General features: G+C 71.9%; 29 protein-coding genes and 2 pseudogenes. 19 read left to right on the top strand and 12 right to left on the bottom strand.

From position 1 onward, the window contains the following. Nucleotides 1-657 (top strand): acyltransferase, encoded by a 657-nt coding sequence (locus HJG52_RS09520; protein ID WP_240977772.1) that lies wholly within the window; start codon nt 1-3, stop codon nt 655-657. A gap of 28 nt (nt 658-685) precedes the next feature. Then, nucleotides 686-1,309 (top strand): annotated as a pseudogene (locus HJG52_RS20725) (aminotransferase class V-fold PLP-dependent enzyme); the annotation flags it as partial. A gap of 497 nt (nt 1,310-1,806) precedes the next feature. On the opposite strand, the gene HJG52_RS09510 reads toward HJG52_RS20725, so the two are convergent. Then, nucleotides 1,807-2,391 carry an LOG family protein gene (locus HJG52_RS09510; protein WP_346767737.1) on the bottom strand — a complete coding sequence of 195 codons (585 nt, stop codon included), beginning with the start codon at nt 2,389-2,391 and terminating at the stop codon, nt 1,807-1,809. An 80-nt stretch (nt 2,392-2,471) separates the two neighbouring features. Then, nucleotides 2,472-2,960: a cupin domain-containing protein gene (locus tag HJG52_RS09505; protein ID WP_171243367.1), complete on the bottom strand. Its 489-nt coding sequence runs from the start codon at nt 2,958-2,960 to the stop codon at nt 2,472-2,474. 113 nt (nt 2,961-3,073) lie between these two features. On the opposite strand from HJG52_RS09505, the gene HJG52_RS09500 reads away from it, so the two are divergent. Further along, nucleotides 3,074-3,685, top strand: coding sequence for a TetR family transcriptional regulator (locus HJG52_RS09500; protein WP_206070493.1), 612 nt, complete (start codon nt 3,074-3,076; stop codon nt 3,683-3,685). A gap of 9 nt (nt 3,686-3,694) precedes the next feature. Here the strand turns inward: HJG52_RS09500 and arr are convergent, their stop codons facing one another. Both arr and HJG52_RS21855 read right to left on the bottom strand, forming a co-directional pair. Continuing rightward, the gene (arr, locus tag HJG52_RS21860; protein WP_430413347.1) at nt 3,695-4,129 is read right to left on the bottom strand and encodes an NAD(+)--rifampin ADP-ribosyltransferase; all 435 of its coding nucleotides are present in this window, start codon (nt 4,127-4,129) and stop codon (nt 3,695-3,697) included. A 135-nt stretch (nt 4,130-4,264) separates the two neighbouring features. Beyond that, nucleotides 4,265-4,615 (bottom strand): annotated as a pseudogene (locus HJG52_RS21855) (putative immunity protein); the annotation flags it as partial. Between the two features lie 118 nt (nt 4,616-4,733). On the opposite strand from HJG52_RS21855, the gene HJG52_RS09490 reads away from it, so the two are divergent. Then, nucleotides 4,734-6,596 carry a glycoside hydrolase family 3 protein gene (locus HJG52_RS09490; RefSeq protein ID WP_171243365.1) on the top strand — a complete coding sequence of 621 codons (1,863 nt, stop codon included), beginning with the start codon at nt 4,734-4,736 and terminating at the stop codon, nt 6,594-6,596. Between the two features lie 100 nt (nt 6,597-6,696). On the opposite strand, the gene HJG52_RS09485 is transcribed toward HJG52_RS09490, so the two are convergent. The 3 genes from HJG52_RS09485 to HJG52_RS09475 all read right to left on the bottom strand — a co-directional run bounded on the left by HJG52_RS09485 (nt 6,697) and on the right by HJG52_RS09475 (nt 9,167). Further along, the gene (locus HJG52_RS09485; protein ID WP_171243364.1) at nt 6,697-8,217 is read right to left on the bottom strand and encodes a 1,4-alpha-glucan branching protein domain-containing protein; all 1,521 of its coding nucleotides are present in this window, start codon (nt 8,215-8,217) and stop codon (nt 6,697-6,699) included. 31 nt (nt 8,218-8,248) lie between these two features. Further along, nucleotides 8,249-8,671 carry an MmcQ/YjbR family DNA-binding protein gene (locus tag HJG52_RS09480; protein ID WP_171243363.1) on the bottom strand — a complete coding sequence of 141 codons (423 nt, stop codon included), beginning with the start codon at nt 8,669-8,671 and terminating at the stop codon, nt 8,249-8,251. A 79-nt stretch (nt 8,672-8,750) separates the two neighbouring features. Continuing rightward, entirely contained in the window at nt 8,751-9,167 is a 417-nt protein-coding gene (locus HJG52_RS09475; protein WP_171243362.1) for a VOC family protein, read from the bottom strand. Nucleotides 9,168-9,307: 140 nt separating this feature from the next. Between HJG52_RS09475 and HJG52_RS09470 the strand changes: the two genes are divergently transcribed. Continuing rightward, nucleotides 9,308-9,700 carry a helix-turn-helix domain-containing protein gene (locus HJG52_RS09470; protein ID WP_346767660.1) on the top strand — a complete coding sequence of 131 codons (393 nt, stop codon included), beginning with the start codon at nt 9,308-9,310 and terminating at the stop codon, nt 9,698-9,700. A gap of 45 nt (nt 9,701-9,745) precedes the next feature. On the opposite strand, the gene HJG52_RS09465 is transcribed toward HJG52_RS09470, so the two are convergent. After that, on the bottom strand, nt 9,746-10,558 hold the full coding sequence (locus tag HJG52_RS09465) for an oxidoreductase (RefSeq protein WP_171243360.1): 813 nt from the start codon (nt 10,556-10,558) through the stop codon (nt 9,746-9,748). Between the two features lie 96 nt (nt 10,559-10,654). On the opposite strand from HJG52_RS09465, the gene HJG52_RS09460 reads away from it, so the two are divergent. Beyond that, nucleotides 10,655-11,284 (top strand): TetR family transcriptional regulator, encoded by a 630-nt coding sequence (locus HJG52_RS09460; protein WP_171243359.1) that lies wholly within the window; start codon nt 10,655-10,657, stop codon nt 11,282-11,284. A gap of 454 nt (nt 11,285-11,738) precedes the next feature. Here HJG52_RS09460 and HJG52_RS09455 read toward each other — a convergent pair whose 3' ends face one another. Further along, entirely contained in the window at nt 11,739-12,530 is a 792-nt protein-coding gene (locus HJG52_RS09455) for a methyltransferase domain-containing protein (RefSeq protein ID WP_206070491.1), read from the bottom strand. A 142-nt stretch (nt 12,531-12,672) separates the two neighbouring features. Between HJG52_RS09455 and HJG52_RS09450 the strand changes: the two genes are divergently transcribed. Further along, complete coding sequence (locus HJG52_RS09450) at nt 12,673-13,461, top strand: electron transfer flavoprotein subunit beta/FixA family protein (RefSeq protein ID WP_171243357.1); 789 nt, start codon at nt 12,673-12,675, stop codon at nt 13,459-13,461. A gap of 37 nt (nt 13,462-13,498) precedes the next feature. Next, a complete protein-coding gene (locus HJG52_RS09445; protein ID WP_171243356.1) occupies nt 13,499-14,458 on the top strand; it encodes an electron transfer flavoprotein subunit alpha/FixB family protein in 960 nt (319 codons plus the stop codon). Between the two features lie 241 nt (nt 14,459-14,699). Here the strand turns inward: HJG52_RS09445 and HJG52_RS09440 are convergent, their stop codons facing one another. Beyond that, a complete protein-coding gene (locus HJG52_RS09440) occupies nt 14,700-16,163 on the bottom strand; it encodes a S8 family serine peptidase (RefSeq protein ID WP_171243355.1) in 1,464 nt (487 codons plus the stop codon). A 311-nt stretch (nt 16,164-16,474) separates the two neighbouring features. Between HJG52_RS09440 and HJG52_RS09435 the strand changes: the two genes are divergently transcribed. After that, nucleotides 16,475-17,662 (top strand): aminotransferase class V-fold PLP-dependent enzyme, encoded by a 1,188-nt coding sequence (locus HJG52_RS09435; RefSeq protein ID WP_171243354.1) that lies wholly within the window; start codon nt 16,475-16,477, stop codon nt 17,660-17,662. Next, nucleotides 17,662-18,747 (top strand): tRNA 2-thiouridine(34) synthase MnmA, encoded by a 1,086-nt coding sequence (gene mnmA / locus HJG52_RS09430; RefSeq protein ID WP_171243353.1) that lies wholly within the window; start codon nt 17,662-17,664, stop codon nt 18,745-18,747. Before HJG52_RS09435 ends, mnmA begins: the two co-directional genes overlap by 1 nt. Before the next feature lie 55 nt (nt 18,748-18,802). Here the strand turns inward: mnmA and HJG52_RS09425 are convergent, their stop codons facing one another. Together HJG52_RS09425 and HJG52_RS09420 are read right to left on the bottom strand one after the other, a co-directional pair. Continuing rightward, the gene (locus tag HJG52_RS09425; RefSeq protein ID WP_171243352.1) at nt 18,803-19,318 is read right to left on the bottom strand and encodes a hypothetical protein; all 516 of its coding nucleotides are present in this window, start codon (nt 19,316-19,318) and stop codon (nt 18,803-18,805) included. A 5-nt stretch (nt 19,319-19,323) separates the two neighbouring features. Next, nucleotides 19,324-19,911 carry an RNA polymerase sigma factor gene (locus HJG52_RS09420; RefSeq protein ID WP_171243351.1) on the bottom strand — a complete coding sequence of 196 codons (588 nt, stop codon included), beginning with the start codon at nt 19,909-19,911 and terminating at the stop codon, nt 19,324-19,326. 346 nt (nt 19,912-20,257) lie between these two features. Between HJG52_RS09420 and HJG52_RS09415 the strand changes: the two genes are divergently transcribed. The 9 genes from HJG52_RS09415 to HJG52_RS09375 all read left to right on the top strand — a co-directional run bounded on the left by HJG52_RS09415 (nt 20,258) and on the right by HJG52_RS09375 (nt 25,474). Continuing rightward, complete coding sequence (locus HJG52_RS09415; protein ID WP_171243350.1) at nt 20,258-20,782, top strand: Asp23/Gls24 family envelope stress response protein; 525 nt, start codon at nt 20,258-20,260, stop codon at nt 20,780-20,782. Between the two features lie 104 nt (nt 20,783-20,886). Then, the gene (locus tag HJG52_RS09410) at nt 20,887-21,201 is read left to right on the top strand and encodes an Asp23/Gls24 family envelope stress response protein (protein ID WP_346767659.1); all 315 of its coding nucleotides are present in this window, start codon (nt 20,887-20,889) and stop codon (nt 21,199-21,201) included. Beyond that, nucleotides 21,198-21,383 (top strand): hypothetical protein, encoded by a 186-nt coding sequence (locus tag HJG52_RS09405; protein WP_206070487.1) that lies wholly within the window; start codon nt 21,198-21,200, stop codon nt 21,381-21,383. Before HJG52_RS09410 ends, HJG52_RS09405 begins: the two co-directional genes overlap by 4 nt. Further along, nucleotides 21,376-21,732, top strand: coding sequence for an Asp23/Gls24 family envelope stress response protein (locus HJG52_RS09400; protein ID WP_171243349.1), 357 nt, complete (start codon nt 21,376-21,378; stop codon nt 21,730-21,732). Before HJG52_RS09405 ends, HJG52_RS09400 begins: the two co-directional genes overlap by 8 nt. After that, on the top strand, nt 21,729-22,358 hold the full coding sequence (locus HJG52_RS09395; RefSeq protein ID WP_171243348.1) for a DUF6286 domain-containing protein: 630 nt from the start codon (nt 21,729-21,731) through the stop codon (nt 22,356-22,358). Before HJG52_RS09400 ends, HJG52_RS09395 begins: the two co-directional genes overlap by 4 nt. Further along, entirely contained in the window at nt 22,355-22,912 is a 558-nt protein-coding gene (locus tag HJG52_RS09390; protein ID WP_171243347.1) for a hypothetical protein, read from the top strand. The genes HJG52_RS09395 and HJG52_RS09390 overlap by 4 nt, the downstream gene beginning before the upstream one ends. A 41-nt stretch (nt 22,913-22,953) precedes the next feature. After that, nucleotides 22,954-23,349, top strand: coding sequence for an MmcQ/YjbR family DNA-binding protein (locus HJG52_RS09385; RefSeq protein WP_171243346.1), 396 nt, complete (start codon nt 22,954-22,956; stop codon nt 23,347-23,349). Between the two features lie 150 nt (nt 23,350-23,499). Beyond that, on the top strand, nt 23,500-24,486 hold the full coding sequence (locus HJG52_RS09380; RefSeq protein ID WP_171243345.1) for a uroporphyrinogen decarboxylase/cobalamine-independent methonine synthase family protein: 987 nt from the start codon (nt 23,500-23,502) through the stop codon (nt 24,484-24,486). A gap of 7 nt (nt 24,487-24,493) precedes the next feature. Further along, nucleotides 24,494-25,474 carry a DMT family transporter gene (locus HJG52_RS09375; RefSeq protein WP_206070485.1) on the top strand — a complete coding sequence of 327 codons (981 nt, stop codon included), beginning with the start codon at nt 24,494-24,496 and terminating at the stop codon, nt 25,472-25,474. Nucleotides 25,475-25,487 lie beyond the last annotated feature (13 nt).

Below are 25,487 nucleotides of genomic sequence, written 5' to 3'. Positions count from 1 at the left end.
ATGAGCAGCGCAGCCGACGCCGACATGTCGCCGGCCGAGCACGGCGAACACGCACCGTGGGGGCTGCCACGACCGCTCGCATGGCTGCGCTGGGTCGGCTGGGCGCTGGCCAACGGAGCGTTCACCCGGCACCACCTCGCGTCCTACCTGCGCATGGCCCGGGCGAGCGCGCGCTACCCGTCGCTGCGGTTCGAGGGGCCGTGCTTCATCGGCCCGGACGTGCGGTTCGAGGTGCGGGAAGGCTACGGGCGCATGGTGATCGGCGCCTACACCCACTTCGGCGCACACGCCCGGGTTCGCGCCCACGAAGGCACTCTGCGCATCGGCGAGAAGTCGGTCATCGGCATCCGCAACACCCTCAACTGCTGGATCGACCTCTCCGTCGGGCGAGCCTGCCTCTTCGGTGACGACGTCTACATCTGCGACTTCGACCACGTGACCGAGCGCCTCGACATCCCCGTCAAGGACCAGGGCATCGTCAAGACCCCCGTGCGCATCGGCAACGACGTCTGGCTCGGCACCAAGGTGGTCGTCACGCGCGGCACCCGCATCGGGGACCACACGGTCGTCGCGGCCTCGGCGGTCGCCCGCGGGACCTACCCCGCCAAGGCCGTCGTCGCCGGCATACCCGGCAGGGTCGTCAAGACCCGCCGCTGAGCGTTCACGCCTGCGCGTGCCGCACCCCATGTGGCAACCTGCTGAGGTGACCCTGCCGCGCCCCGAGATCGACCCAGACGGACTGCTCGAGTACTCCGTCGTCTTCACCGACCGCTCGCTCAACCACATGTCGCAGCGCTTCGTCGGCGTGATGCAGGACATCATCGACGTCCTGCGCACGACGTACAGCGCCGACACGGTTGCGGTCGTGCCCGGCGGCGGCACCTACGCCATGGAGGCCGTCGCGCGCCAGCTCGCGACGGGTCGCCGCACCCTCGTGGTCCGCAACGGACTGTTCTCGGCCCGCTGGTCGCAGATCTTCGAGGCCGGGTCGATCCCCAGTGACAGCACGGTATGCCGCGCACGTCCCGTCTCCGACGAACCGCGCGCCCCATGGACGCCGGCGCCGGTCGAGGAGGTGGTCGCGGCAATCGAGGAGCAGCGGCCCGAGGTGGTTTTCGCGGCACACGTGGAGACGGCGGCGGGGATGCTGCTGCCCGACGACTACGTCCGGGCCGTCGCCGAGGCCACCCACCGTGTCGGCGGCCTCTTCGTCCTGGACTGCATCGCCTCGGGTGCGATGTGGGTGGACATGAAGTCGCTCGGGGTCGACGTGTTGCTCAGCGCCCCGCAGAAGGGCTGGAGCGGCTCACCGGGCGCGGGGTTCGTGATGCTCGGCGAGGCGGCCCGCGAGCAGGTGATGGCCACGACGTCGACAAGCTTCGCCCTCGACCTGCGCAAGTGGCTGACGATCAGCGAGGCCTACACCCAGGGCCAGACGCCCTACCACGCCACCATGCCGACCGACACGCTCGCGCGCGACGCGGCGCTCATGCTCGAGACGCGCGACGCGGGGCTCGACCGGTTGCGCGACGCGCAGCTCGACCTGGGCACCAAGGTCCGCGCGCTGCTCGCCGACCGCGGCTACCCGTCCGTGGCCGCGCCGGAGTTCGCGGCCCCCAGCGTCGTCGTGTCCTACACCGACGACCCCGAGATCAAGAGCGGCGCGGCGCTCAAGCAGCGCGGGCTGCAGGTGGCTGCGGGCGTTCCCCTCATGGTCGGTGAGCCGAGGGGTTCTCGACGTTCCGGGTCGGCCTCTTCGGTCTCGACAAGCTCACCGATGTCGACGGCACCGTCGAGCGGCTTGCGTCAGCGCTGCCCTGACCCGCCATTCCGCCCGCCACCTGGCTCGTCGCCCGACTCGTCGCACAGCCGCGCGGTCAGACCGGCCAGGGCGCTGTCGAGGTCCTCGGCGACCACGACGTCGTCGAGCACCGCAGGCTGGATGAACCCGGCGTCGACCAGCCCTTCGAGGGCCTTCAGCAGCGTGGTCCAGACCCCACCCAGGTTGAGGAACGCGACGGGGTCGTCGTTGAAGCCGATGTGTCGCCAGCTCCAGACCTCGATGACCTCCTCGAGCGTGCCGAGCCCGCCCGGCAGGGTGAGGAACGCGTCGGCGAGCGCGGCCATCAGGGCCTTGCGCTCGTGCATCGTGTCGACGACGTGCAGTGCGGTGAGGTCGGCGCGGCCCCACTCGCGCTCGATCATCGACCGCGGCATCACCCCGATCACCTCGCCCCCGGCGTCGAGCGCTCCTTGCGACACCTCGCGCATCAGCCCCGAGCCGCCACCACCGTAGACGAGCCCGATGCCCTTCTCGGCCAGGCCTCGCCCCACTTCGTAGGACTGCTTGGTCCAGTCCGGGTCGACGCCCGGGCTCGAACCACAGAACACGGCCACACGACGGATAGTTCGGCTCACGTCGAGAGTCTAGGGAGGCAGACGCCAGGCCCCTCCGTCGGCGACGGGGGCGGTCAGGCGGCTGGTGGAGGTCCGAGGAGCTCGATCCCGTGCTGGGCGGCCGCGTGTCCGAGTGCGGCGGGGTCGATGGGCCCGGGGTCTGGCAGCTCCCGTCGGGTGGCGGTCTCGCCGACCGCCGCCGCGAATCCTTCGAAGCCCGCCGGGTTCGTGATCTGCAGGACCCTGAGCGGCTCGTCAGAACCCACGAGGAAGGTGTGCGGGAGACCCACAGGCAGCAGCACGAAGTCGCCGGGCTCGGCCGCGAGCGACATTCCCGCACAACGGAACTCGGCCGTTCCCGAGAGCACGTAGAACATCTCGTCCTCGATGACGTGACGGTGCAGTGGCGGAGCGAAGCCCGGCGGGTTGAGGAACTCGGCGACGGTGAGTGCGCCACGTGTCTGGGCGCCGGTCACCTTGAGGGTGACGAGGTTTCCGAGGAACCAGAGTGCCTCGCCCTCGTCGGGCCGCAGGAGGTAGGGGCTCGCGGTGGTCGTCTCCATGGTGGCCGCCTACTTTCACTAGCACATGAGTATGTTGAATATGCGAAAGGTATGCTCAAGCTGTGGCAGTCGTCAAGAGTTCCGACCAGGGCACACGCCCCTACCGTTCGGCGGTGCGTGAGGAAGGTGCCCGGCGGACGCGGCACGCAATCGTGGTGGCGGCGACCCGGCTTTTCGAGCAGCAGGGCTACGGGCCGACGTCGCTGGCGCAGGTGGCGACCGCGGCAGGGGTGTCGCGACCGACCGTCACCACGGTCTTCGGGTCCAAGCCCGCCCTGCTGAGCGCAGTGCTGGACGAGGCTCTCGCCGGGGACGACGAGCCCGTGCCCGTGGCGGAACGCCCGTGGTTCCGGCCCGTGTGGGACGCCGACAGCCCGGAGGGCGTGGTCGCCGCGTATGCCGAGGTCTGCACCGTCATCGGTCGGCGTGCTGGGCGGTTGTTCGAGGTGGTGCGTCGGGCCTCCGACGCCGGGCCTGAAGTGGCTGAGCTCTGGGAACGCACCCAGCGCAACCGCCGCGCTGGCGCGCAGATGGTCGTCGACCAGGTCCGCAAGGTTGCTGGGTCACGGTCACGGCGTGCGTCCGACGGCCGCACGGTCGACGCGATCTGGTTCTTCAACGATCCGGTCCACTACGACACCCTGGTGCACGAATGCGGTTGGCGTGAAAAGGATTTCACCACCTGGCTCGCCGCCATGATGACCGACGCGGTGCGGCGCGACTGACCGCCTGGCTCAGTCGTCCATGGCCTCGATGCCGAGCTCGGCCAGCTTGCCCATCTGCTCCCTGATGTGTCGGACCTGCTCTGCCGGCGGCGGCTCCCACCCGACGACCTCCTCGACCACTCGGATCGGCTCGGTCGTGCGGTAGGAGCGGGTCGGGTTGCCGGGGAACCGCTTGTCGGTGACGTTGGGGTCGTCCTCGAGCCGGCCCAGCGGCTCGACCCGGTAGACCCGCGCAGGCCCGTCGCCGCGGGCCAACTCGGCGGCGAGCGGGGCCCCGGCGGGCAGGGCGGTGACGTAGATGTGCTTGGACTGCCGCCCCGACCCGTAGTTGGACTTCCAGCCGGGCGTGAGCAGGTCCCCGACGGCCACGTCGGCGCGGGTGCCGTGGAAGAACGGGCCGGGGTCGTCCACGACCCGGGGCTCAGGTTTGGGGTCGCGCAGCAGGCTGTCGAGGCGGGTCGTGAGCTCGGCGATCCTGGTGCGCCCCTTGGGAGCTCGCGGGTAGCGCGACAGCACGTCCAGGACCACTGGTGTTGCGCGCTTGGCGGCGGCGTCGAGGACGTACTCGGCCACCACGGGGTCGTCGCCTCGGGCGAGCTCGGCCGCCCGTGCCGCGTGGGCGGCCGGCCCGAGGACGTGCTTGACCTGGGTGGCCTTCGCCAGCGGGTGCAGGTATGCCGCGGACGCGGCTCCCGCGGCCGCGTGGGCGGCGTGCGAGGCGGCATCGGTCGGTGCGTCCTTGGCCGCCCTGAGGGCATCCGCGGCGGCAGTCCGCTGGAGCCGGGAGCGCGGCGCGCCTTCGGCGAAGGCCCGTGCGGCCTCGATCGCGGCCGCGGGTCGGGGGTCGCGGGGGAGGGCCGTCCGGAAGATGACGAGCGACGGCTCGGCGCACGATGCGGCATACGCGGCAACGGCTCTCAGCTCGTCCATCGTCAGCTCGAAGTCACCCGACGTCGTCTTCACGTCCTCATCCTCTTCCCAACCCGGGCCGCCGGGCCTAGTGTCGCTTTGTGTCTTTTTTCCGTGAGTAGAGCTCTGGAGGAAACAAATGTCCGCACGATCAGCCTCGACCCGGCCGAGCCGAAGACTGCTCCGGCCCCTGGTCGCCCTCGTGTCCCTGGGGTTGGTGGCCGGCGCCGGCCAGACCGCGGCCGTCGCAGACGGCCCCGGGCACTCGGGTGACGCACCGTACCGTGGCAAGGTCATCTCGCTCATGCGCCACATGTCGGTGGAGCAGAAGGTCGGACAGCTCTTCGTGATCGAGGTGGCGGGCCGTGACGCCAACACGGTGAGCGACACGGCCAAGGCGACCAACCAGAGGCTCTACGGCGTCGACACGCCCGCCCAGGCCATCGCCAAGTACCAGCCTGGCGGCGTCATCTACTTCACGACCCGCAACAACGACGACAACATCGGCGACCCGGCACAGGTCGCCACGCTGTCCAACGGGCTGCAGTCCGCGGCGCTCGCGCAGAAGGCGAAGATCCCGCTGCAGATCGCGGTGGACCAGGAAGGTGGCGCACTGGTCGCCCGCTTCGGCCCGCCCGCGACCCAGATGCCCGGCAACATGGCCCTCGGCGCCGGTCGCTCCGAGGCGGACGCGACCCGCTCGGCGCAGGTCATCGGCACCGAGCTCGCGGCCGTGGGTCTGACCCAGGACTACGCCCCGGTCGCCGACGTCAACATCAACCCGAACAACCCCGTCATCGGCATCCGCTCGATCGGCAGCGACCCGGCGCTGGTGTCCAAGCTCGCGGTGGCCCAGATCAACGGCTACCACGCGGGCGGGGTCTCCGCGGTGGCCAAGCACTTCCCGGGCCACGGTGACACCGGCACCGACAGCCACTACGGCCTGCCCCAGGTGACCCACACGCTGGAGCAGTTCAACGCGATCGACCTGCCGCCGTTCAAGGCTGCCATCGCCGCGGGCGTCGACACGATCATGACCGCCCACGTGGTCTTCCCGGCCGTCGACCCGTCCGGCGCGCCCGCCACGATGAGCAAGAAGATCCTCACCGGGGTGCTGCGCGAGCAGCTCGGCTTCGACGGACTCATCGTCACCGACGCACTCGACATGGCGGGGGCAACCGCGACCTACCCGCCGAACGTGGCCCCGGTCCAGGCCCTGCTCGCGGGCGCCGACCAGCTGCTGATCCCGCCGCAGATGGACACGGCCTACGGTGCGGTGCTCGACGCCGTCAAGGACGGCACGATCAGCCAGCAGCGTCTCGACGAGTCCGTCTACCGGGTGCTGATGCACAAGTACAAGCGAGGCATCTTCGCCGACCCGTTCGTCGACGTCGCTGCGGCGCCGCAGATCATGGGTGCGCCGCAGCACCTCGCCGACGCGCAGGCGATCACCGACCGCACGACGACGCTCGTCAAGAACGACGACTCGGTCCTGCCGCTGGCCGCTGGCCCGCGCAAGGTGCTCGTGGCGGGCTGGGGTGTCACCACGACGCAGACGATGGCGGCGGCATTCGCCAAGCGTGGCGCCACCACGACCGTCCGGGAGTCAGGCACCACCCCGTCGGCCGCCGCCATCGACAGTGCAGTGGCAGCTGCACAGGCCTCCGACCTCGTGGTGGTGTCGACCAACAACGCGTATGCCATCAGCGCGGCGACCGGTCAGCCGACGGCTGCCGCCGCGGCCCAGACCCGGCTCGTCAAGGCGCTGCTCGCCACCGGCAAGCCAGTCGTGGTGACGGCCATGCGCAACCCGTACGACGTGGCCTCCTTCCCCGAGGCGCCGACCGTGCTCGACTCCTACGGCTACACCTCGCACCAGATCGAGGCGTTGGTCAAGGTGATGTACGGCGAGGTGAACCCGACGGGCAAGCTCCCCGTCTCGATCCCCAAGGCCGACGGGTCTGGCGAGCTCTTCCCGTTCGGTCACGGACTGGGGTACTGATCTGGGGTCTTGACCCGACCAGCACACCCATCGACGACGGGCAGGTGCGCGCCACACCGGGGACATCCGGCGCCGCACCTGCCCGTCAGCCGTGCGAGCTTCAGCCGTGGATTCGTGCGTCGAGCTCGGGGAAGGCGTTGTCGCGCAGGCCCATTCGTGCGGCCGTGAGCGCTGCGTCGTCGGAGCGGCCGTCCTCCACCAGCTGTGCCAGGGCATGGAACTCGCGACGGTGCAGCTCGGCACGGTCGCGGGCGTAGTCGACCGACTGGCCGCGGGTGACGAGGAACGCCCAGTCGCTCGACAGGGCGTGGAACAGCGAGGTGAGGAGCTGGTCGAGGTCGCGTCGGCGCGTCTGCAGCCGTCCCGCGGCGCGTTCGGCTGCCATGAGGTCGAGCCAGCGGCGCTGTAGCCACTCGTTCTCGTGGGCGAGGTCGGCGACCGCCGGGCCCTCCCAGACCGAGAAGTCCTTGCCTGCTCCCCACGACCCGCTCTGCAGGTCCAGCTCGCCCGCGACGAGGCCTTGGTCGATCGCGCCGGTGAGCGTCGTGACCCTCACGCCCGCGGCTGCGAGGGCCCGGATCGCCCGCCCCAGGAAGTCGGGCCCCTCGTGCCACCAGTGGCCGAAGAGCTCGGTGTCGTATGCCGCGGTCACCAGTCCCGGTCGTCCGTGCGCCTCGTGCAGGCCGAGGAGCCGCTCGCGCACCGCGCCGACGAAGTGCTCGACATCGTGCTCCAGCTGGCGATCGGCCGCGGCGGGGTCGTAGGGGCGCTTGCGGTGCTCGCCCACGTCGGGCTCGGTGATGGCCCAGAGCCGGACGCCCGTGTACTCCTCGCGTGCATGGAAGTCCCGGTACGCACCGGCAGCGGGGTAGCCCGTTCGCGACGACCAGATGAGGTTGGTGACGTCCAGATCCCGTGGCACCGCAACGAGATCCGTGCCCGCCACCTGCCACGCAGCATGCGGGTGACCGCCGGAGTCGCGCACCGTCTGCTCGTCGACCACGAAGTGTCCGACACCCGCCGCCGACAGGGGAGCGGCCAGCGCTGGAGCCCACGCACACTCGGGCAGCCACACCCCGCGCGGCCGCGCGCCGAGCCGCCACACCGCATCGTCGATCCCGGCCCGCAGCGGCACGTCGACGAACGACGGCTGCAGCAGCGGCAGCAGCGGGTGCGCGGCGGGGCCACCAAGCAGCTCGACGATCCCGTTGTCCCGCAACGACGCCCAGACCGGTGAGCCTCCGGCCGACCAGCGTGACTCGAGCTGCGAAGCAGTCCTGGCGGCAGCGGCATACTCACGCTCCGCGGCCTCCCGGCGCGACTGGGCGGGCGAGAAGCCCAGCTCACGCGCCCGCTGCTCCCACAACCCCACCCACGTGCCGACCTCGCGTCGCATCCTCGGGTGGTCGAGCTGCGCAGCCAGCACTGGCGTCACCCCGAGCGTCAGCACGTCGCGAAAGCCTTCGGCCGCAAGCGAATCCAGCTCCGCCACGAGGGGAACGTAGGACTCGGCCCACGCCTGGAACAGCCACTCCTCACCGAGCGGCCACACGCCGTGTCCCGGCACCCACGGCAGGTGGGAGTGCAGGACGAGGCAGAACGCGCCCGGTACGGCAGTCACGAGGGAGCAGTCTGCCCCACGGCGGGCGTGGTCACCCCGAGGGCGGCGCCACCAACCGCGCCAGCCTGCGCGGCGCCATGAGGCAGTAGCTCTCGGTCAGCAGCTCGGCCACCTCGGCCCAGTCGACGTCGTGCTCGATCGCCAGCCCGACGACGGTGGGGCTCCACTGCGGCTTGTAGAACGGGTAGCCGCTGCGCACCAGCGACTCGAGCTCCTCGCCGGAGGACCGGAAGGTCACCACGTCGACCGCGTGGGGGACCGGAGCCGCTTGGCTGAAGACCGATCCGTCGGCCGGGTCGACATGGGCCACGTGGGCGAAGGTCCGCTGCCGGATCCGCCAGCGCACGCCTCGCCACGCGTCCTGCTCGACCGCCTGGGGCAGCGCCAGGCAGATCTCGCCGAGCCGCGCGACGACGGCCGGAGAGAGGTCGTCGGCCTCGGTGGACGCGCCCATGCTCAGAAGACTAGGCGGGACCACCGACGACCGACCGTGGCTCGTGCGGCTCGTGGGGCGGTGGGAGCCGACCGCTCGCTCAGAGGCGTTCGCTCTTGACGTCGCCGAAACGCAGGTGGTTGCCGAAGGGGTCGCGGATGGCGAAGTCCCGCCCGTACGGTTGCTCGACGATGTCCTGGGTGAACTCGACCCCGGCCTCCTTCATCGAGGCGTACAGGCTGTCGAGGTCGTCGGTGTCGAACGCCAGCCATCCGCCGCCGGCGCCCTTGGTCACGAGGTCACGCACCTGCGCTGCCGTCGCCTCGTCCATGCCGGGCTCGCCGGGCTTCTCCAGCAGGATCGTCTTGGGGTCACCGGGCACACGTACCGCGAGCCACCGCATCGGTCCGAAGTCGAGGTCCTGGGCCACCTCCAGCCCGACGACCTCGGTGTAGAACCGCAGTGCCTCGTCCTGGTCAAGGACATAGATGGACGAGATGTTGTTGCGCTTGAGCATGGCTGAATCCTCTTTCGTGAGAAGCAAGTTGGGTGCACGTGACGGGCTCTGTCCTGATGGGCCATCCGGCCCGTCGTGACGACGGTATGCCGCGTGTCCACCCGGGTGCTTCTCCGAAAGTGCCGTCTAGGGTGACCGTCGTGGACGAACGCGAGGATCGCAACCGCCGCCTCCTGCGCGCCCGCGACACGATCGACCGCTGCTACCGCGACGACCTCGACGTGCCGGGACTGGCCGCCGTCGCGTTGATGTCCCGCGAGCACTTCATCCGCGAGTTCAAGAAGGCCTACGGCGAGACGCCCTACCGGTACCTCCAGCGCCGTCGCGTCGAGCGCGCCATGCAGATGCTGCGCTGGTCGGAGCGCAGCGTCACCGACATCTGCATGGAGGTGGGTTTCAGCAGCCTCGGCACCTTCAGCCGCACCTTCACCGACATCGTCGGCCAGACTCCGACCGAGTACCGCGCTTCGACCGACCGCCCCACCGGTTACGTGCCCGAGCTGTTCACGATGCGCTGGCGCAGGCCCCGCTGAGCCTCGCTGAGCCGCCCCGAGGCGCCCCGAGGCAGTCGAGCCGCGTCAGCCGAGCCCGCGCGCGATGACGGCGTCGAGCACACGGTCGGGCAGCACCTTGCGGGCGGCGATCGCGGGCTTGGCGCCCATGCCCACGGCATACCGCGTCCTCGGACGGCGCGCCGTCGCGGCGCGCTCGATCGCCTTGGCGACCACCTCCGGCTGCGACCCGAACCGGCCGGTGTCCATCCGTCCGATGCCCTGGGTGACGCGGTCGCCGTAAGCGCCGGACCCGGAGACCTCCACGGCCGAACCCATCGCGATGCCGGCCCACTCCGTCTTGATCGCGCCGGGCTCGATGACGACGACGTCGACACCGAACGGCGAGAGCTCCTGGCGCATCGCGTCGCTCAGGCCCTCGACCGCGAACTTCGTTGCGTGGTACCAGCCCCCGAACGCCATCGCGAACTTCCCGCCCATCGAGGTGATGTTGATGATGCGGCCCGAGCGCTGCGCGCGCATCGTCGGCATGACCAGCTGCGCGAGCCGCGCGAGCCCGAACACGTTGACCTCGAACTGGCGCCGGGCCTCGTCCATCGGCACGTCCTCGACCGCGCCGTACGAGCCGTAGCCGGCGTTGTTGACGAGGACGTCGATGCGGCCCTGCTCGGCGAGCACCTGGTCGACGGCGGCGACGACGGACGCGTCGTCGGTGAGGTCGAGGGGGAGGGCGCGGACGCCGTCGGACGCGAGCGCGGCGAGGCGGTCGGTGCGCCGTGCGGCGCCGTAGACGGTGAACCCGGCCCGGGCGAGCCGGCGGGCCGCGGCCTCGCCGATGCCGGACGAGGCGCCGGTGACGATGGCGACCTTGGTGGTCATGGGTGCTCCTTCGTGAGAACTAACCATTTGGTTGACATCAGTGTGCGCCGCCCTGCCGGCGCTGTCAACTGGACGGTTAGTTGATAGTATGCCGCCGTGCCCGACTCCCAGCCCGCCACCCGACCGCGCGACTCCCGACAGGCGCGAGCCTCTCGCCCGGAGCGCGACGCCGACGCGACCCGCCGGCGGTTGCTCGAGGCCGCCACGGCCGAGTTCGCCGAGCACGGGATCGCCGGGGCGAGGGTCGACCGCATCGCCGCCGCAGCCCGCTCCAACAAGGCGCAGATCTACCACTACTTCGGCAGCAAGGACGGCCTCTTCGACGCCGTGTTCGGTGCGTACGCCACCCAGGCTGCGCAGGCGGAGTACTTCGACGCCAGGGACCTGCCCGGCACGGCGGGGCGCCTCTACGACCAGCTTTCCGGCCGCCCCGACCTGGCCCGGCTGGCCACCTGGTATCGGCTCGAGCGAACCGGCAGCCCCCGCTCGATCGCCCCGATCATCGAGGCCAACGCCGCCAAGGTGTCGGCCATTAGGGACGCCCAGGCCGCCGGCGTCGTCACCGACGCCTTCCCGCCGGACGTGCTCCTCGGGCTCGTCATCACCCTCGCGATGGCGTGGGTCGCGCTGCCGCCGGAGTTCGCGGGCGACGATGACACGTACTCCGAGGAGGTGCGCCGCGGCTTCGTCACCGACGCCGTCGCCCGGCTCGTCGCTGCGCGTTGATGGCGTTCCAGCCCTGGTCCAGTGGCGACGTCCAGTAGTGACCCCCAGTAGCGGCGTCCCGCAGTGACCCAGGACACCCGAAACAATCTGCCGATCGGGGAATCATGCCGGCAGGCCAGCCGTTGCCAACTAGTGACCGGCCCTCTACCGGGTTCGGGAATGCAACACCGGGAGCGACCGGAAACGGTCGTCCTGACCACGCCACGGCGCCTCAGGGGACCTCGACACACGAGGTGACGCGCCGTCACCGGTGCCTCCGTCGTCGTTGGGCATCAGCCACACTTCTTCTTCTTTCACGGTTGCCTCACGCCACACGAGCGCGGCGACCTCACCGACCGGTCCGGCTCGCACGCGAACCCCCTCCAGCGCGCGGGTCGGGCCCTCCAGGGTCCGGCGGACCCGGAAAACCCCCTGCAACCCCGGGTCTCGCCGGACCACCGCGGCCCGGCCCGCACTACCCCCTGACAGTGCGGGCCGGGTTCGCGACCACCGCGACCAGGTCGAGGCAGTCGTCCGACGCCTCCCCGAGCGCGAAATCCTGCGCGGTCACCGACTCCACGAGCGCGCGCACCACCGCAGGCCAGCCCGCGGGCTGCGCCGCCGCCAGGGCCTCCTCCACCGGCCCGTGCGCCTGCGCCCAGTCGGTCAGCCGCCCGCCGTGGTGGACGCCGTGCAGCGTCACCTGCGCACCGGGCAGCCACCGCGCCAGCTCGCCGGCCAGCTCCGTCGCGTCGTACTCCCGGCAGTGGTACGCGTTCGCCGGCACCTCCCTGCGGCCGAGCCCCGGCGAGAACGTCAGCCGGTTCGGCGTCGACAGCACCAGCGCGCCACCGGGGCGCGTCACCCGCGCCAGCTCGCGCACGAACTCCTCCGGTGTCCAGATGTGCTCCAGCACCTGCATCGAGACGGTCACGTCGAACATCGCGTCCGCGACCGGCAGCGCCGTCAGGGCACCCCGCAGGTATGCCGCGTGCTCACCTGCGTGGGCCCGCGCGGCGTGTGCCGTCGCCGCCGCGTCGTAGTCGACGCCGACCACGCGCGAACCCGGCCAGGCGCGCCCGAGGAGCTCCGCGGCATACCCCTCACCACTGCCGGCGTCGAGCACGGTCGACGGCGCGCGCGAGGTGAGCGCTGCGACGAAGCCGGGCACGGCGGCATACGCGACCTCGTGCCGCCGGAACCAGTAGTTCTCGTGCCAGATCCCCGGCCCCGTGCGCTCGCCGGTGAGCGTGAGCGGTGTGGTCACGAAGCCTCCGGCGGGTGCGAATGCGGTGCGCGTCACCCCGTGGTGAGCGTCACGCGGCCTTGGCATGGGGATTCGCAGCGGGTGCTGACAGGATGACACCTGACCACAGTTCAACTCCCACCTGGAAGAGGACGATCACCGCATGAACATCGTCGTCTGCGTGAAGTACGTGCCGGACGCACAGTCCGACCGCACGTTCAACGAGTCCGACAACACGACCGACCGGGTCGGTGTCGACGGGCTGCTGTCCGAGCTCGACGAGTACGCCGTCGAGGAGGCCCTCAAGCTGGTCGAGGCCGGCGAGGGCGAGGTCACCGTCGTGACCATCGGCCCCGACGAGGCCGCCGACGCGCTGAAGAAGGCGCTGCAGATGGGCGCCGACAAGGCCGTCCACGTCAAGGACGACGCCATCCACGGCTCCGACGCGATCGCGACCTCGCTGGTCCTCGCCGAGGCCGTGAAGAAGGCCGCGGGCGGAACGCCCGAGCTGGTCCTCACCGGCATGGCTTCCACCGACGGCACGATGAGCGTCGTCCCGGCGATGCTCGCCGAGCGCCTCGGTCTGCCGCAGGTGACGTTCGCGTCCGAGCTGACCGTCGACGGCCAGCAGGTGACGATCCGCCGTGACGGCGACGCCGCCTCCGAGACCATCGTCGCCACGCTGCCCGCGCTCGTGTCGGTCACCGACCAGATCAACGAGCCGCGCTACCCCTCGTTCAAGGGGATCATGGCCGCCAAGAAGAAGCCGGTCGAGGAGTGGAGCCTGGCCGACCTCGGCGTCGACGCCTCGCAGGTCGGCCTCGACGCCGCCTGGACCAAGGTCGAGTCGTTCACCAAGCGCCCGCCGCGCGAGCAGGGCCAGATCGTCACCGACGAGGGTGACGGTGGCACCAAGCTCGCCGAGTTCCTGACCGCGCAGAAGTTCGTCTGAGCCGGCCGGATCGCCAAGAACCGCAAGGAGATTCCTCATGTCTGAAGTTCTCGTACTGGTCGACCACGCGAACGGCACGGTCCGCAAGACCACTGCTGAGCTGCTCACCATCGCCCGCCGCCTCGGCGAGCCGTCGGCCGTCTTCGTCGGCGACGGTTTCGACGCCGCGAAGGAGACGCTGGCCAAGTTCGGCGCGGAGAAGGTCTACCGCGTCGAGTCGGCCGACGTGACCGACTACCTCGTGGCCCCGCAGGCCGAGGTGCTGGCCCAGCTCGTCGCCGACAAGTCGCCCGCCGCGGTGCTCATCCCGAGCAACAGCGCGGGCAAGGAGATCGCGGCGCGGCTGGCGGTCAAGACCGACTCCGGCCTGATCACCGACGCCGTCGACGTCCAGGCCGGCGAGGGCGGTGGCGTGTCCACCACCCAGTCGGTCTTCGCCGGGTCCTACACGGTCAAGGCGTCCGTCACCAAGGGCACCCCGATCGTCACGGTCAAGCCCAACTCGGCCGCCCCCGAGGAGGCCGCGGGCGCGGCCGCCGACGAGGTCGTCGACGTGACGATCTCCGACGCCGCCAAGGGCGCGAAGATCACCGAGTCCAAGGCCAAGGAGGCCAGCGGCCGCCCCGAGCTCACCGAGGCCGCGATCGTCGTCTCCGGTGGCCGTGGCACCGGTGGTGACTTCGGTCCGGTCGAGGCGTTCGCCGACAGCCTCGGCGCCGCCGTGGGTGCCTCGCGCGCCGCGGTCGACGCCGGCTGGTACCCGCACACGTCGCAGGTCGGCCAGACCGGCAAGCAGGTGTCGCCGCAGCTCTACGTCGCGGCCGGCATCTCCGGTGCCATCCAGCACCGCGCCGGCATGCAGACGTCGAAGACGATCATCGCCGTCAACAAGGACGAGGAGGCGCCGATCTTCGAGCTCGTCGACTTCGGTGTCGTCGGCGACCTCTTCCAGGTGCTGCCGCAGGCCACCGAGGCGGTCAAGGCCGCCAAGGGCTGACCCACCCGGTCGCTGACTGACAGGTCACCGAGCACGCGCCGAAAGGCGCACGGAGGCAACGCGATTCGGTATGCCGGCCGGCCGGCATACCGAGTGAACGCCCCGGACCACACATGGTCCGGGGCGTTCGTCGTTGGTGGGTGGGGTCAGCGGCGCCGACCCGCTGATGGACAGGGCGGACAGGGGAAGGCCCCTGGACCCGACGGGGTGGGTCCAGGGGCCTCGGCCATCCGCTGCGCGCTCAGCGGATGGCGTTTGCGGCGGCGACGGCGTCGACGAGGCCGTGGCCCTTGTCGAAGCTCGTCGTGCCGTTGCTCCCGGCCTCGTACGGTGCGCCGTTGGTGTACTTGTAGGCCGTCGTCTCCAGGGCCGCCTCGACCTGCGCCGGGGTGGCGCCCGGATTGGCCTGGAACAGCTGCGCCACGATGCCCGAGATCATGGGCGTGGCCATCGAGGTGCCGGAGATCGTGTTGTAGTCGCCGCCGTCCTTGGGGTCCAGACCCGTGGTGCAGATCGGCAGGTAGATGCGGCACGACGACGTGATGTTCTCGCCGGGCGCCGAGATGTCGGGGTAGGTCGACTGGTCGCCGGCCTTGCCGCGGCTCGAGAAGTCGGACACGGTGCCGTCACGGGTGCCGTTGTCCTGGTCGAAGTAGGACGCAACCGAGATGATGCCGGGGGTCGGGTCCTTGCCGGGCGGGTTGGACAGGTCCTGCGACCCGTCGCCGCCGTCGTTGCCGTTGGCCCACACCGTCACGACGCCCTCCTTGACGAGTGCGCGCTGGAGCTTGGCCGTGGCCGAGTTCGGGTCGAAGTCACCGCCGCCGCTGGGGCCGTAGGAGTTCGACGTCACCTTGATCGGCGGGCAGGTGCTGGCGGGAACGCCGGCGCCACAGGGGGCGTCGTGGTTCTCGAGCACCCAGTTGAGTGCCGCGTCGGCGCCGATGATGAACAGGACCGCGCCGGTGCTGATCGAGACGAGGCTGGCCCCGGGCGCCGCACCGTGCATCTTGGTGCCGTCGGTGAGGGTCACGTCGCGGCCTGCGACGATGCCGTTGACGTGCATGCCGTGGCCGCCGACGGCGAGCAGGTCGGTGTTGACCGGGCCCGCGTCGACCGGCGCGCAGACGCTCTCGCTGAGCGGGTCGCAGACCATCTTGAGGTTCTTGACGACGGCCGAGCTGCCGTCGGCGTTCTTGAGGAACGGGTGGGTCGGGTCGACACCGGAGTCGATGACGGCCACCGAGACGCCCTTGCCGTCCAAGGCCGTGCCGTCGGCGCCGGTCAGGGTGTTGCGGGCCTCGTCGCCACGGGTCGCCTTGTTGGCGGTGCTGAGCTTCATCTCGATCGGCTGGTTGCCCTCGACGTAGGTGACGCCGGGCTGGCTGCGCACGGCCTGCACCTGGGCCGGCATTCCGGTGGCGACCACGACGCCGATCTTGTCGAAGCTGGTGACCTTGCGCAGGCCGGTCGCCTGGACCGCCCTGGTGGCGGCAGCGGTGTCGGTGCCGTGGACGAGGACCGTCGTCGGCGTGGCCGAGCTGAGCACACCGAGCTGCGACTTGAGCCACGGCTGCAGCGGTGCGAGCGACTGGCCGCTGGGGAGCAGTCCCGCAGAGGCGGGGCTCGAGAGGCCCACGCTGGCGATGGCTGCGGTCGCTGCGGCGGCGACCACGGCGACGCGGGTGCGTTTCAGGGGGAGCATGGAATCCCTTCCCGGGACGGGCGGGTGCGCCGTCCCTGCCTGGACCGGCGCCGGTGCCGGTCCGTCCTATGCGGTGCTCAACGAAGGGTCCGGGGCTCGGTTACGCGCGAGTAGGCAAAGACTTGGCAAAGTCCCCGCCGACTTCTCACATCCCGCAACATGCCGTCGCGGGGCGACCGCCACCGCATGTTGCGGGACATGAGACAAGACTCGAGGCGGGGTGTGCGATGGGACACGAAGGGGCCGGGAAGGGCGCAGAGCGCTGGTGGGCGTGGGCGGGCGCACCGGCGGTTGACGCGTAAACTTTGCAGGTGCCCGCCTACCTCGACCACGCTGCCACCACGCCGATGCATCCCTCGGCGATCGCCGCGATGACCGAGCAGCTGGCCACCACGGGCAACGCGTCCTCGCTGCACACGGCCGGTCGCCAGGCGCGGCGGGTCGTGGAGGAGTCGCGCGAGCGGCTGGCCAAGGCCTTGGGCGCACGCCCGTCAGAAGTCGTGTTCACCTCCGGTGGCACCGAGGCCGACAACCTCGCCATCGCGGGCACCTTCGCCGCCCGGCGGGAGACCGACCCGGCCCGGGTCCGGATCATCTCCAGCACGATCGAGCACCACGCCGTCCTGGACTGCATCGACCACCTCGTCGCCGACGAGGGCGCCAAGGTCACCTGGGTCGACCCCGACCCCTCCGGCGTCGTCACCGCAGAAGCGGTGCTGGCCGCCATCGACGAGGACCCCCAGTCCGTCGCCCTCGTCACGCTCATGTGGGCCAACAACGAGGTCGGCACCATCCAGCCCGTCGCCGAGGTGGCCGCGCTCGCGCACGCCCACGGCATACCGGTGCACACCGACGCCGTGCAGGCGGTCGGGCACGTCCCGGTGGACTTCACGGCCAGCGGCGTCGACCTCATGACGGTCACCGCCCACAAGCTCGGCGGCCCGGTCGGCGTCGGCGCGCTCGTCGCCCGCCGCGACGCCGTCCTGAAGCCGCAGTCGCACGGCGGTGGGCAGGAGCGGCAGCTGCGCAGCGGCACCCTCGACGTGCCCGCGATCCGTGCGTTCGCGGTTGCCGCGGAGGAGGCCGTCCGCTCGCAGGCGCAGGAGCAGGAGAAGCTGATTGCCTTGCGCGACAGGCTGATTCGCGAGGCGCTCGGCTTGGGCTACGGCATCGAGGTGACCGGTTCCTGGCAGGAGGGTGACGGCGAGCGCCGGCTGCCGGGCAACGCGCACCTGCTGGTGCCGGGCACGGAGGGTGACTCGCTCCTCTACCTGTTGGACGCGGCGGGCATCGAGTGCTCCACCGGTTCGGCGTGCCAGGCCGGGGTGCCGCAGCCGTCCCACGTCCTGCTGGCCATGGGGGTCCCCGAGGAGCAGGCGAAGGGGGCCCTGCGGCTCTCGCTCGGCCACACCTCCACCGGGGCCGACGTGGACGCGGTCCTCGCTGCGCTGCCGTCGGCAATCGACCGCGCCCGGCGCGCGAGCGGCTGGACCGGCTGATGCGCGTCGTCGCCGCGATGTCCGGCGGGGTCGACTCCGCCGTCGCCGCCGCCCGCATGCTCGACGCCGGCCACGAGGTCGTCGGGGTGCACCTCGCCCTCTCGCAGTCGGCTGCCACGCTGCGCGAGTCGGCCCGTGGCTGCTGCACGATCGAGGACGCCGGTGACGCGCGCCGGGTGGCGGACGTCCTTGGGATCCCGTTCTACGTGTGGGACATGGCGTCGCGCTTCCGCGAGGACGTGGTCGAGGACTTCGTCGCGGAGTATGCCGCCGGGCGCACCCCCAACCCGTGCCTGCGCTGCAACGAGAAGATCAAGTTCGCGGCGCTGCTCGACAAGGCGCTCGCGCTGGGGTTCGACGCGGTCGCGACGGGCCACTACGCGCAGGTCGTCGAGCGGGCCGACGGGGGGCGGGAGCTGCATCGCGCGGTCGACTCCGGCAAGGACCAGTCGTACGTCCTCGGTGTGCTGGACGCCGACCAGCTGGCCCGCGCCTTCTTCCCGCTCGGTGACACCACGAAGCCGCAGATCCGCGAGGAGGCTCGCGAGCGAGGCTTCTACGTGGCGAACAAGCCCGACTCCCACGACATCTGCTTCATCGCCGACGGCGACACCCGCGGCTGGTTGACCTCCCGCCTCGGCGAGCAGCCGGGCGAGATCGTCGACGCCGACTCGGGGGAGGTCGTCGGCGCGCACGCCGGTGCCTACTCGTACACGGTCGGCCAGCGCCGCGGCCTCGGCCTCGACCGGTCCACCCTCGACGGCGCGCCCCGCTACGTCGTCGGGGTCGACACCCGAGCCAACCGGGTGACCATCGGCACGGCAGACCTGTTGGGAGTCAACGCGATTCGCGGCGACCACGCGCGCTGGTGCGGACCCCCGCCCGAGGGGGTCGTCGCAGTCGGTGCCCAGGTGCGGGCGCACGGCGAGGAGGTCCCCGCCCAAGCGTGGGCCGACGGTGACGACGTGCAGGTGCGGCTGTCGTCGCGGCTGCGCGGCGTGGCACCCGGCCAGTCGGTCGTGCTCTACGAGGGCACCCGGGTCGTCGGGTCAGCGACGATCGCGCAGAGCTGGCTCGACCGCTGACACCTGCGCCGCCCGCGGGCCACCACGTCGTCCGCGGGCTGGCAGTCGTCCCGGGCTAACGGTCGTCCCCGGCCACGTGCGCCTCGTCGATGTGGACCTCGTCGACGTGGACGTCGACCTTGCGCCCACTGTCGACGTCGCCGAGGACTTCGGTGATGGTCGCCAACGCCGCCGCGCGGACCTCCTCGGCCAGCTCGTCGAGGCGTGCGCCGTAGGGCGCCGACACGTGGACGGACGCACCGGTACAGACCCCGTCGCGGTCGTGGACCTCGATGCGCAGCGGTCGCGCCTCGGAGGCGTGCTCGACCGCGACGGCCATGGCCGACACCAGGACCTGGTCGCTCACCTGGAGCCGGTCCGATAGCCGGTCCGGGCGGACGGGCATGGCCGCCTCGAGCAGCACCCGTCCGCGGGACGCGAGCCGGACCGCGCCGAGCACCCGCGACCGCGTCTGGGTCCAGGTCGACTCCTCGTGCTCGGCCAGGGCGCGGGCCGAGCGGGCGAGCAGGTCGGACGCGCCCTGCGGACCGGGGTCCGTGGGGGGCTGGCCACCCGGCGTCGTCGCACTCACGGGCTTCATCCTTGCCACTCTCGCATGAGTTCGGCCAGTGCTCGTCGGCCCCGGAACAGCTGGCCGCGCACGGCGTCGGGTGTCATCCCCAGCACGCGTGCCACCTCGGGCTGGGTCAGCCCGTCGACCTCGACGAGGATCCAGCAGGCCCGCTGGCGGTAGGGGAGCTTGCGCAGCGCCACGTCCAGCGCGCGCACCAGCTCGGCCGAGCTGGTGGTCTCGAAGGGTCCCGGCGACGACCCGACCGACGGTCTCGCGTGCGGGTCGTCGTCCGGCAGCTCGGCGACGGGATCCTCGGGGGGCCGCCGGCGATGCTGGTCGACGATCTTGCGGTGCAGGATCGCGAACAGCCATGTCCGCACGGACGACCGCCCGTCGAACCCGTCGAGCCCGCGCCAGGCCCCGACGAACGCCTCCTGGACGACGTCCTGGGCGTCAGCAACGTTGCGGGTGCTGCGCACGGCGTACCGGTACAGACCCGGGCCGTGGCGACTCAGCAGCTCCTCGAAGGCCAGCCGGTCGCCGAGTCGTGCAGCCCGCACGAGCTCGCCGTCCAGCGCCCGACCCTCCACTGCCCCCACTCCGCTCGTCATTGCTCTCCCGGCGATCCTCGCACCGCGCAACTGCGCTCGCATGCCTGGGCGCGGCACCATGCGGCGGGAACCGAGGTGCCCCCGAGGCACCCACGCCACGCGGCTGTCACGGGGATGACGCGCCTGGGGCGCGATGGTGACGCGGTATGCCGCGGCGAGCCCGCGGCATACCGCGTCACCTCAGGGCGACCACGGGGCCACCCAGGGCGGGGGACAGCACCCGAAGACAGGGATGTGATGCAGGTCACACCCGATGTCGCGTGCGCATTCGCCACCCTGCGCGACTACCCCACTGACAGCACCTGTCACCCGGCGCACCGCGCTGCCGAAACGAGAGGAACCACTCATGACCGACCAGACCACCGGCTCCGCCAGCGGCACCTCGTCCAGCGGGACCTCCAGCACGGGCTCGTCGAGCTCGACGTCGCCGACCCGCACCAGCGGCGGGCGCAGCGGCTCCTCGGACCTCACCACGAGCCAGGGCAAGACCGTCATCGCCGACGTCGTGGTCTCCACCATCGCCGGCATCGCCACGCGGGAGATCAACGGCGTGTACGACCTGGGTGGCGGCGCCGCCCGCGCGGTCGGCGCGATCCGCGAGCGCATCGCCGGCGGCTCGGTGAACCAGTCGCAGGGCGTGTCCGTCGAGGTTGGCGAGACCCAGGCGGCCGTCGACATCGACCTCGTCGCCGACTACGGCGTCTCGCTGGTCGACCTCGCCTCGGCCATCCGCCGCAACGTCATCGACGCGATCGAGCGGATGACCGGCCTGGAGGTCACCGAGGTCAACATCACGGTGCACGACGTCCACATCGAGGGCGGGTCCGACGACTCGCGCGAGCAGACGGACAGCACCCCCCGAGTCCAGTGACCGACCACCCCGTGACCGACCACACCGCGTCACCCCAGACCGCGGGTCCTCAGGCCCCGGCGCCCCCCTCTGCGGCGCCTGAGGACCCGCCTCTGGCCGCGCGCGTGGCACAGGCCGTGGAGCGCACGCCCGGTGTGGTGGGGCTGCACGGTGGCCGGTTCGGCGAGGTCGCGACCTACCGACCCGGCGGGCGCATCGCGGGGGTCCGACTCGGCGAGACCGCGCAGGTGCACGTCGTCGTCGAGTACGGCACCCGCGTGCCCGACGTCGCGGCCGCCGTGCGTGACGCGGTCGCGCCGCTCGTCGACACCCCCGTCGACGTGACCGTCGAGGACGTGGCCGCCCCCGGCGCCACGTCGACGCGGCCCGACGCCGAACCACCATCCCCGACCGACCACCCCTCCGGGAGGACGTCATGACCATCAACTCTTCGATCATCTGGATGCTCGCGGGCCTCCTGCTCGGCGTCGCCGCCGCTGCCGGCGGATTCACCGGGTTCCTCGTGGCCCTCGTGCTGGGTGGCGCCGGCTTCGTCGTCGGCCGCTGGCTCGACGGTGACGTCGACCTCGACTCGGTGCTGAGGGGTCGCGGACGTGGCTGACGCCGTCATCCGCGCCGACCGGGGGACGCTGCGGATCCGTGACGCGGCCGTGCAGCACCTCGTGCGCCGGGCCGTGCTGGACGTCGACGGCGTCGTCGCCCACCGGTCGGGCCTCGACGCCCTCACCGGACGCGACCTGCCCCGCATCGACACCTCGCTGAGCGACGACCGCGTGCGCGTCGCCCTCGACGTGGGCGTCGAGTGGCCGCACGGCGTGGCCACCGCCGCCGGCGGCGTCCGGACCGCCGTGACCGACGTGCTGCACCGGTATGCCGGGTTGGACGTCGCCGCGTGCGACGTCACCGTCGTGCCCGTCCAGCCCCAGGAGAGCGAGAGGACCGTGCGATGAGCACCGCCGCACCGACCCGGGGTGAGCGCCACACCGAGGCGCTGCCCAGCCAGGCCGCACCGCAGCAGCGTGCCCGTACCCTGGGCCCGGCCCTCGGCGGGCTGCCGGCCGTGGTGCCCGCCGTCCTCGTGATGCTGCTCCTGACCGCCCTGGCGGTCGTGCTGATCCGCGACACCGTCGTGCTGGCCGGGTGGGCCTCGGGCCAGCCTTGGTCCACCCCGGTGCTCGAGTGGTTCCGCGCCGTCCAGCCGGCGGACTGGATGCTCCCCGTGGGTGTCGTCCTCGTGCTGGTTGGCCTGTGGTGCCTCGTGCAGGCGCTGCGCCGCCGTCCCCGCCGGTTCCTCGCAGTAGGTGGCCCCGTCCGGGCCTGGCTCCCCGCGCAGGACGTGGACCGTCTGGCCCGCTCGGCCGCCCAGTCGATCGACGGGGTGCTGGACGCTCGGGTCTCCGCCCGTCCCGGGCGCGTGTCGGTGAAGGTCCGCGGCGCCGACCGCGACAAGGGCGAGCTGCGCGACGACGTCACCCGGGCAGTGACCGAGCAGCTCGAAGGCCTCGACCCCCAGCCCAGTGTCAGTGTCAGCGTGCGGTCGACCCGCCAGTCGGGTGGACAGGAGGATGTGTCATGAGCCGTGCCACGGCTGCCCTGGACCGGTTCGCCTCGATCGTCCTCGGCCTACTGCTGATCGCCGCCGGCGCCGCCCTGCTCGTGTGGCGGCTCGACACCAGCCAGTGGTTCCGTGACCCGCTCGTGGGCCCCCTCAACCTGCCGGTCGTCGCCGACCTCCCGAAGCAGGCCTGGTGGCCCTGGGCCACGGGTCTCGTCGGCGTGCTGCTGGCGCTGCTGGTGCTGCGCTGGATCGTCGGGCACCGGGTCACCCGGGGCCGCTCCAACCGCCCGCTGCCGGGCTCGGCTCCGAACGGCCGGCTCGTGCTCGACCTCGGCGCGCTCGCCGGGACCGCTGCGGACGCCCTCGCGGCGCAGCCGGGCGTGGAGAAGGCCAAGGGCCGCATCCTCGGCCCGCCGCATGACGGCGCGGTCGAGCTCACGGCGACGATCGATCCGCTCACGCCACTGTCGACCGCGGGCGCCGCGGTGCAGGCCGTGGCCGAGCAGCTCCAGCTCGCGACCGACGGCACCGTGCCCGCGCGCTACCAGGTGAAGGTCGGCCGCCGCCGCTGAGCCTGTTGACCGTGGCCCCGGCCGTGGCAAGGCTGGCGGGTATGCGGCAGCGAGAGATCCGTCCCGGCTCACCTCTGGCGCGGGTGCGTGACCTGTGCCTGGCCTTCCCGCAGACCGAGCAACGCCTCTCGCACGGCGAGGAGTGCTGGTTCGCGGGTGGGAAGAAGCTGTTCGTCATGGCCGCCGACCACCACCATGACGAGCGGGTCGCCTTCTGGGCGGCGGCGCCCGAAGGCGTCCAGGAGCGGCTGGTCGACGACGACCCGGACGGCTACTTCCGCCCGCCCTACGTCGGCCACCGCGGCTGGGTCGGAGTCTGGCTCGACCGTGAGGTCGACTGGGACCGCGTGGACGAGGTCGTCGAGGACGCATGGCGACTGGTCGCGCCCAAGCGGCTGCTCGCGGCATACGAGAGCTCGGGCGGGGTGGCCACCTAGCCACCCCGTCCCCACCCTCGCCCCATGGCGGACGGGCGACCACGGTCACCGGGCGGAGCCCGGATGCGTGCGGGCGCATGGCACACCGGGGCCGACCGTGGTCGTCGGGCGGCGTCTGCGCCGTCGGTGGCGGGGTCTAACCTCGCTGACGTGGCGCGCGCATCCGGCATCGGCTCCCTTCCCGGCACCGACATCCGCGAGGCCCTCAAGGGGGTGCGCGACATCCTCGGTGACGGGCAGCTGCCCTACCTGCCCGAGCTGCCCGCCCGCGGCCCCGGCTCGGACATGGTCGGCCGCGCGGCCGGCCTGCTGGTCGACCTGCACGTCGACCTCCAGCCCAGCGGCTGGCGCTTCGTCGAGCGGCCCGGACGCGACGCCGAGCGCACCGCCGCCCTGTGGCGCCAGGACCTCGACGAGCTCGCCGAGGCGTTCGACGGCTACGAGGGCGACCTCAAGGTGCAGTCCACCGGCCCGTGGACGCTCGCGGCCACCATCGAGCTGAACCGCGGCGAGAAGGCCGTCGCCGACGAGGGCGCCGTCCGCGACATCGTCGGGTCGCTGGCCGAGGGGCTGCGCGAACACCTCGGTCGGGTGCAGGCACTGGTGCCCGGTGCGCGGCTCTGGCTCCAGCTCGACGAGCCGTCGCTGCCGGCCGTCCTCGAGGGACGGCTGTCCACGGCCAGCGGCTACGGTCACCTGCGTGCGGTCGACCCCCAGGTCGTCGCCGGCGGCCTGCGCGACGTCCTCGCCGCCGCCCCCGACGCGGACGCGACGGTCGTGCACTGCTGCGACCGCGGCATACCCCTGCCCCTGCTCCGCCAGAGCGGCACCGCCGCCATCGCGCTCGACACGACCGGCCTGTCACCGCAGCGGTGGGAGTCCGTGGCCGCGACCGTCGAGGACGGCGTCGCGGTGTGGCCAGGATGCCTGCCGACCGACGGGTCGGGGTCGGTGCGCGCCGCCGTCGAGGAGGTCGAGCGCGGCTGGGCCGACGCCGGTATGCCGCGAGCCGGGCTGGATGCCCTCGTCGCCACCCCGGCGTGCGGGCTGGCGGGGCTCACACCGGATGGGGCCTGGCGCGTTCAACGGGCAGCGGTCGACGTGGCCGCGGAATGGTCCGAACGAGCGGAGGGTTGACCCGCCCATGAGCAGTGTGGCGCAGGCCGGTACGGCACCGGTGACGACGAGCGTGCGAGTGCCCTGGCAGGCGAAATACCTTGCGCTGGCAGTGATCTGGGGCTCGAGCTTCCTGTTGATGAAGGTCGGTCTGCGCACGATGGCGCCGCTGCAGATCTCGGGGCTGCGCATCTTCGCCGGCACCGCGACGCTCCTCGTGCTGCTGTCGTTGACGGGTGGACGGCTCCCGCGCGAACGCCGCACGTGGGCCCACCTCGCGGTGTCGGGCGTGTTCCTGACCGCGTTGCCGTTCAGCCTGTTCGCGGCGGGGGAGGAGCGCGTCTCCTCGGCGCTCGCGGGCATCGGCAACGCGACGACGCCCCTGGCCGCGGTGTTCTTCGCGCTCGTGCTGCTGCCGAGCGACCGGTTGTCGCCGCGCAAGCTGGCGGCGGTGCTCATCGGGTTCGTCGGCGTGGTCGTCATCATGCAGCCGTGGGAGTCGGCCGGGCGCCCCGACCTGCTGGGCTTCGGCATGACCCTCGTCGCAGGTGCGTGCTACGGCCTGGGGTGGACCTACAACCGGCGGTTCCTCGGGCACGCCGACCTGGGTGGCCTGTCGATGCCGACCGCGTTGCTCCTCGTGGGGTCGGTGCTGATGGTGCCCGTGCTGGGTGTCTGGTGGCTGCTGCACCGCGACGCGTATGCCGCGCCGTGGTCGGGGCACGCCGACGCCTCGGGTGGTGGCGTGTGGCTGCCGCTGCTGGCGGTGCTCGCGCTGGGCATCGTCGGCACCGGGCTTGCGTACATGCTGCAGTTCGACGTCGTGCGGGCCGCGGGCGCGACGGTCTCGACGACCGTCACCTACCTCATCCCGGTCGTGTCGGTGCTGCTCGGCGTCCTCGTGCTCGGCGAGCACCTCGCCTGGCCGCAGCTCGTCGGGGCCGCCATCGTGCTCGTCAGCGCGATCGTCATCGGCCTGCCCGCGCGCCGACCCAAGTCGAGTGCCTGAGGCCTACCCAAGG

The sequence above is a fragment of the Knoellia koreensis genome, from assembly GCF_013041615.1.
GTDB classification, from domain to species: domain Bacteria; phylum Actinomycetota; class Actinomycetes; order Actinomycetales; family Dermatophilaceae; genus Pedococcus; species Pedococcus koreensis.
Note: the sequence above shows the minus strand (reverse complement) of the source record. Positions and strands in the feature narration are given on the sequence as shown.

Coding starts and splice junctions, on each gene's coding strand:
- HJG52_RS09450 (WP_171243357.1), top strand. CDS start 12,673: ATGAACATCGTCGTCTGCGTGAAGTACGTGCCGGACGCACAGTCCGAC.
- HJG52_RS09440 (WP_171243355.1), bottom strand. CDS start 16,163: ATGCTCCCCCTGAAACGCACCCGCGTCGCCGTGGTCGCCGCCGCAGCG.
- HJG52_RS09420 (WP_171243351.1), bottom strand. CDS start 19,911: ATGACGAGCGGAGTGGGGGCAGTGGAGGGTCGGGCGCTGGACGGCGAG.
- HJG52_RS09405 (WP_206070487.1), top strand. CDS start 21,198: ATGACCATCAACTCTTCGATCATCTGGATGCTCGCGGGCCTCCTGCTC.
- HJG52_RS09520 (WP_240977772.1), top strand. CDS start 1: ATGAGCAGCGCAGCCGACGCCGACATGTCGCCGGCCGAGCACGGCGAA.
- HJG52_RS09395 (WP_171243348.1), top strand. CDS start 21,729: ATGAGCACCGCCGCACCGACCCGGGGTGAGCGCCACACCGAGGCGCTG.
- HJG52_RS09390 (WP_171243347.1), top strand. CDS start 22,355: ATGAGCCGTGCCACGGCTGCCCTGGACCGGTTCGCCTCGATCGTCCTC.
- HJG52_RS09505 (WP_171243367.1), bottom strand. CDS start 2,960: ATGGAGACGACCACCGCGAGCCCCTACCTCCTGCGGCCCGACGAGGGC.
- HJG52_RS09445 (WP_171243356.1), top strand. CDS start 13,499: ATGTCTGAAGTTCTCGTACTGGTCGACCACGCGAACGGCACGGTCCGC.
- HJG52_RS09465 (WP_171243360.1), bottom strand. CDS start 10,558: ATGACCACCAAGGTCGCCATCGTCACCGGCGCCTCGTCCGGCATCGGC.
- HJG52_RS09415 (WP_171243350.1), top strand. CDS start 20,258: ATGACCGACCAGACCACCGGCTCCGCCAGCGGCACCTCGTCCAGCGGG.
- HJG52_RS09375 (WP_206070485.1), top strand. CDS start 24,494: ATGAGCAGTGTGGCGCAGGCCGGTACGGCACCGGTGACGACGAGCGTG.
- mnmA (WP_171243353.1), top strand. CDS start 17,662: ATGCGCGTCGTCGCCGCGATGTCCGGCGGGGTCGACTCCGCCGTCGCC.
- HJG52_RS09475 (WP_171243362.1), bottom strand. CDS start 9,167: ATGCTCAAGCGCAACAACATCTCGTCCATCTATGTCCTTGACCAGGAC.
- HJG52_RS09480 (WP_171243363.1), bottom strand. CDS start 8,671: ATGGGCGCGTCCACCGAGGCCGACGACCTCTCTCCGGCCGTCGTCGCG.
- HJG52_RS09490 (WP_171243365.1), top strand. CDS start 4,734: ATGTCCGCACGATCAGCCTCGACCCGGCCGAGCCGAAGACTGCTCCGG.
- HJG52_RS09385 (WP_171243346.1), top strand. CDS start 22,954: ATGCGGCAGCGAGAGATCCGTCCCGGCTCACCTCTGGCGCGGGTGCGT.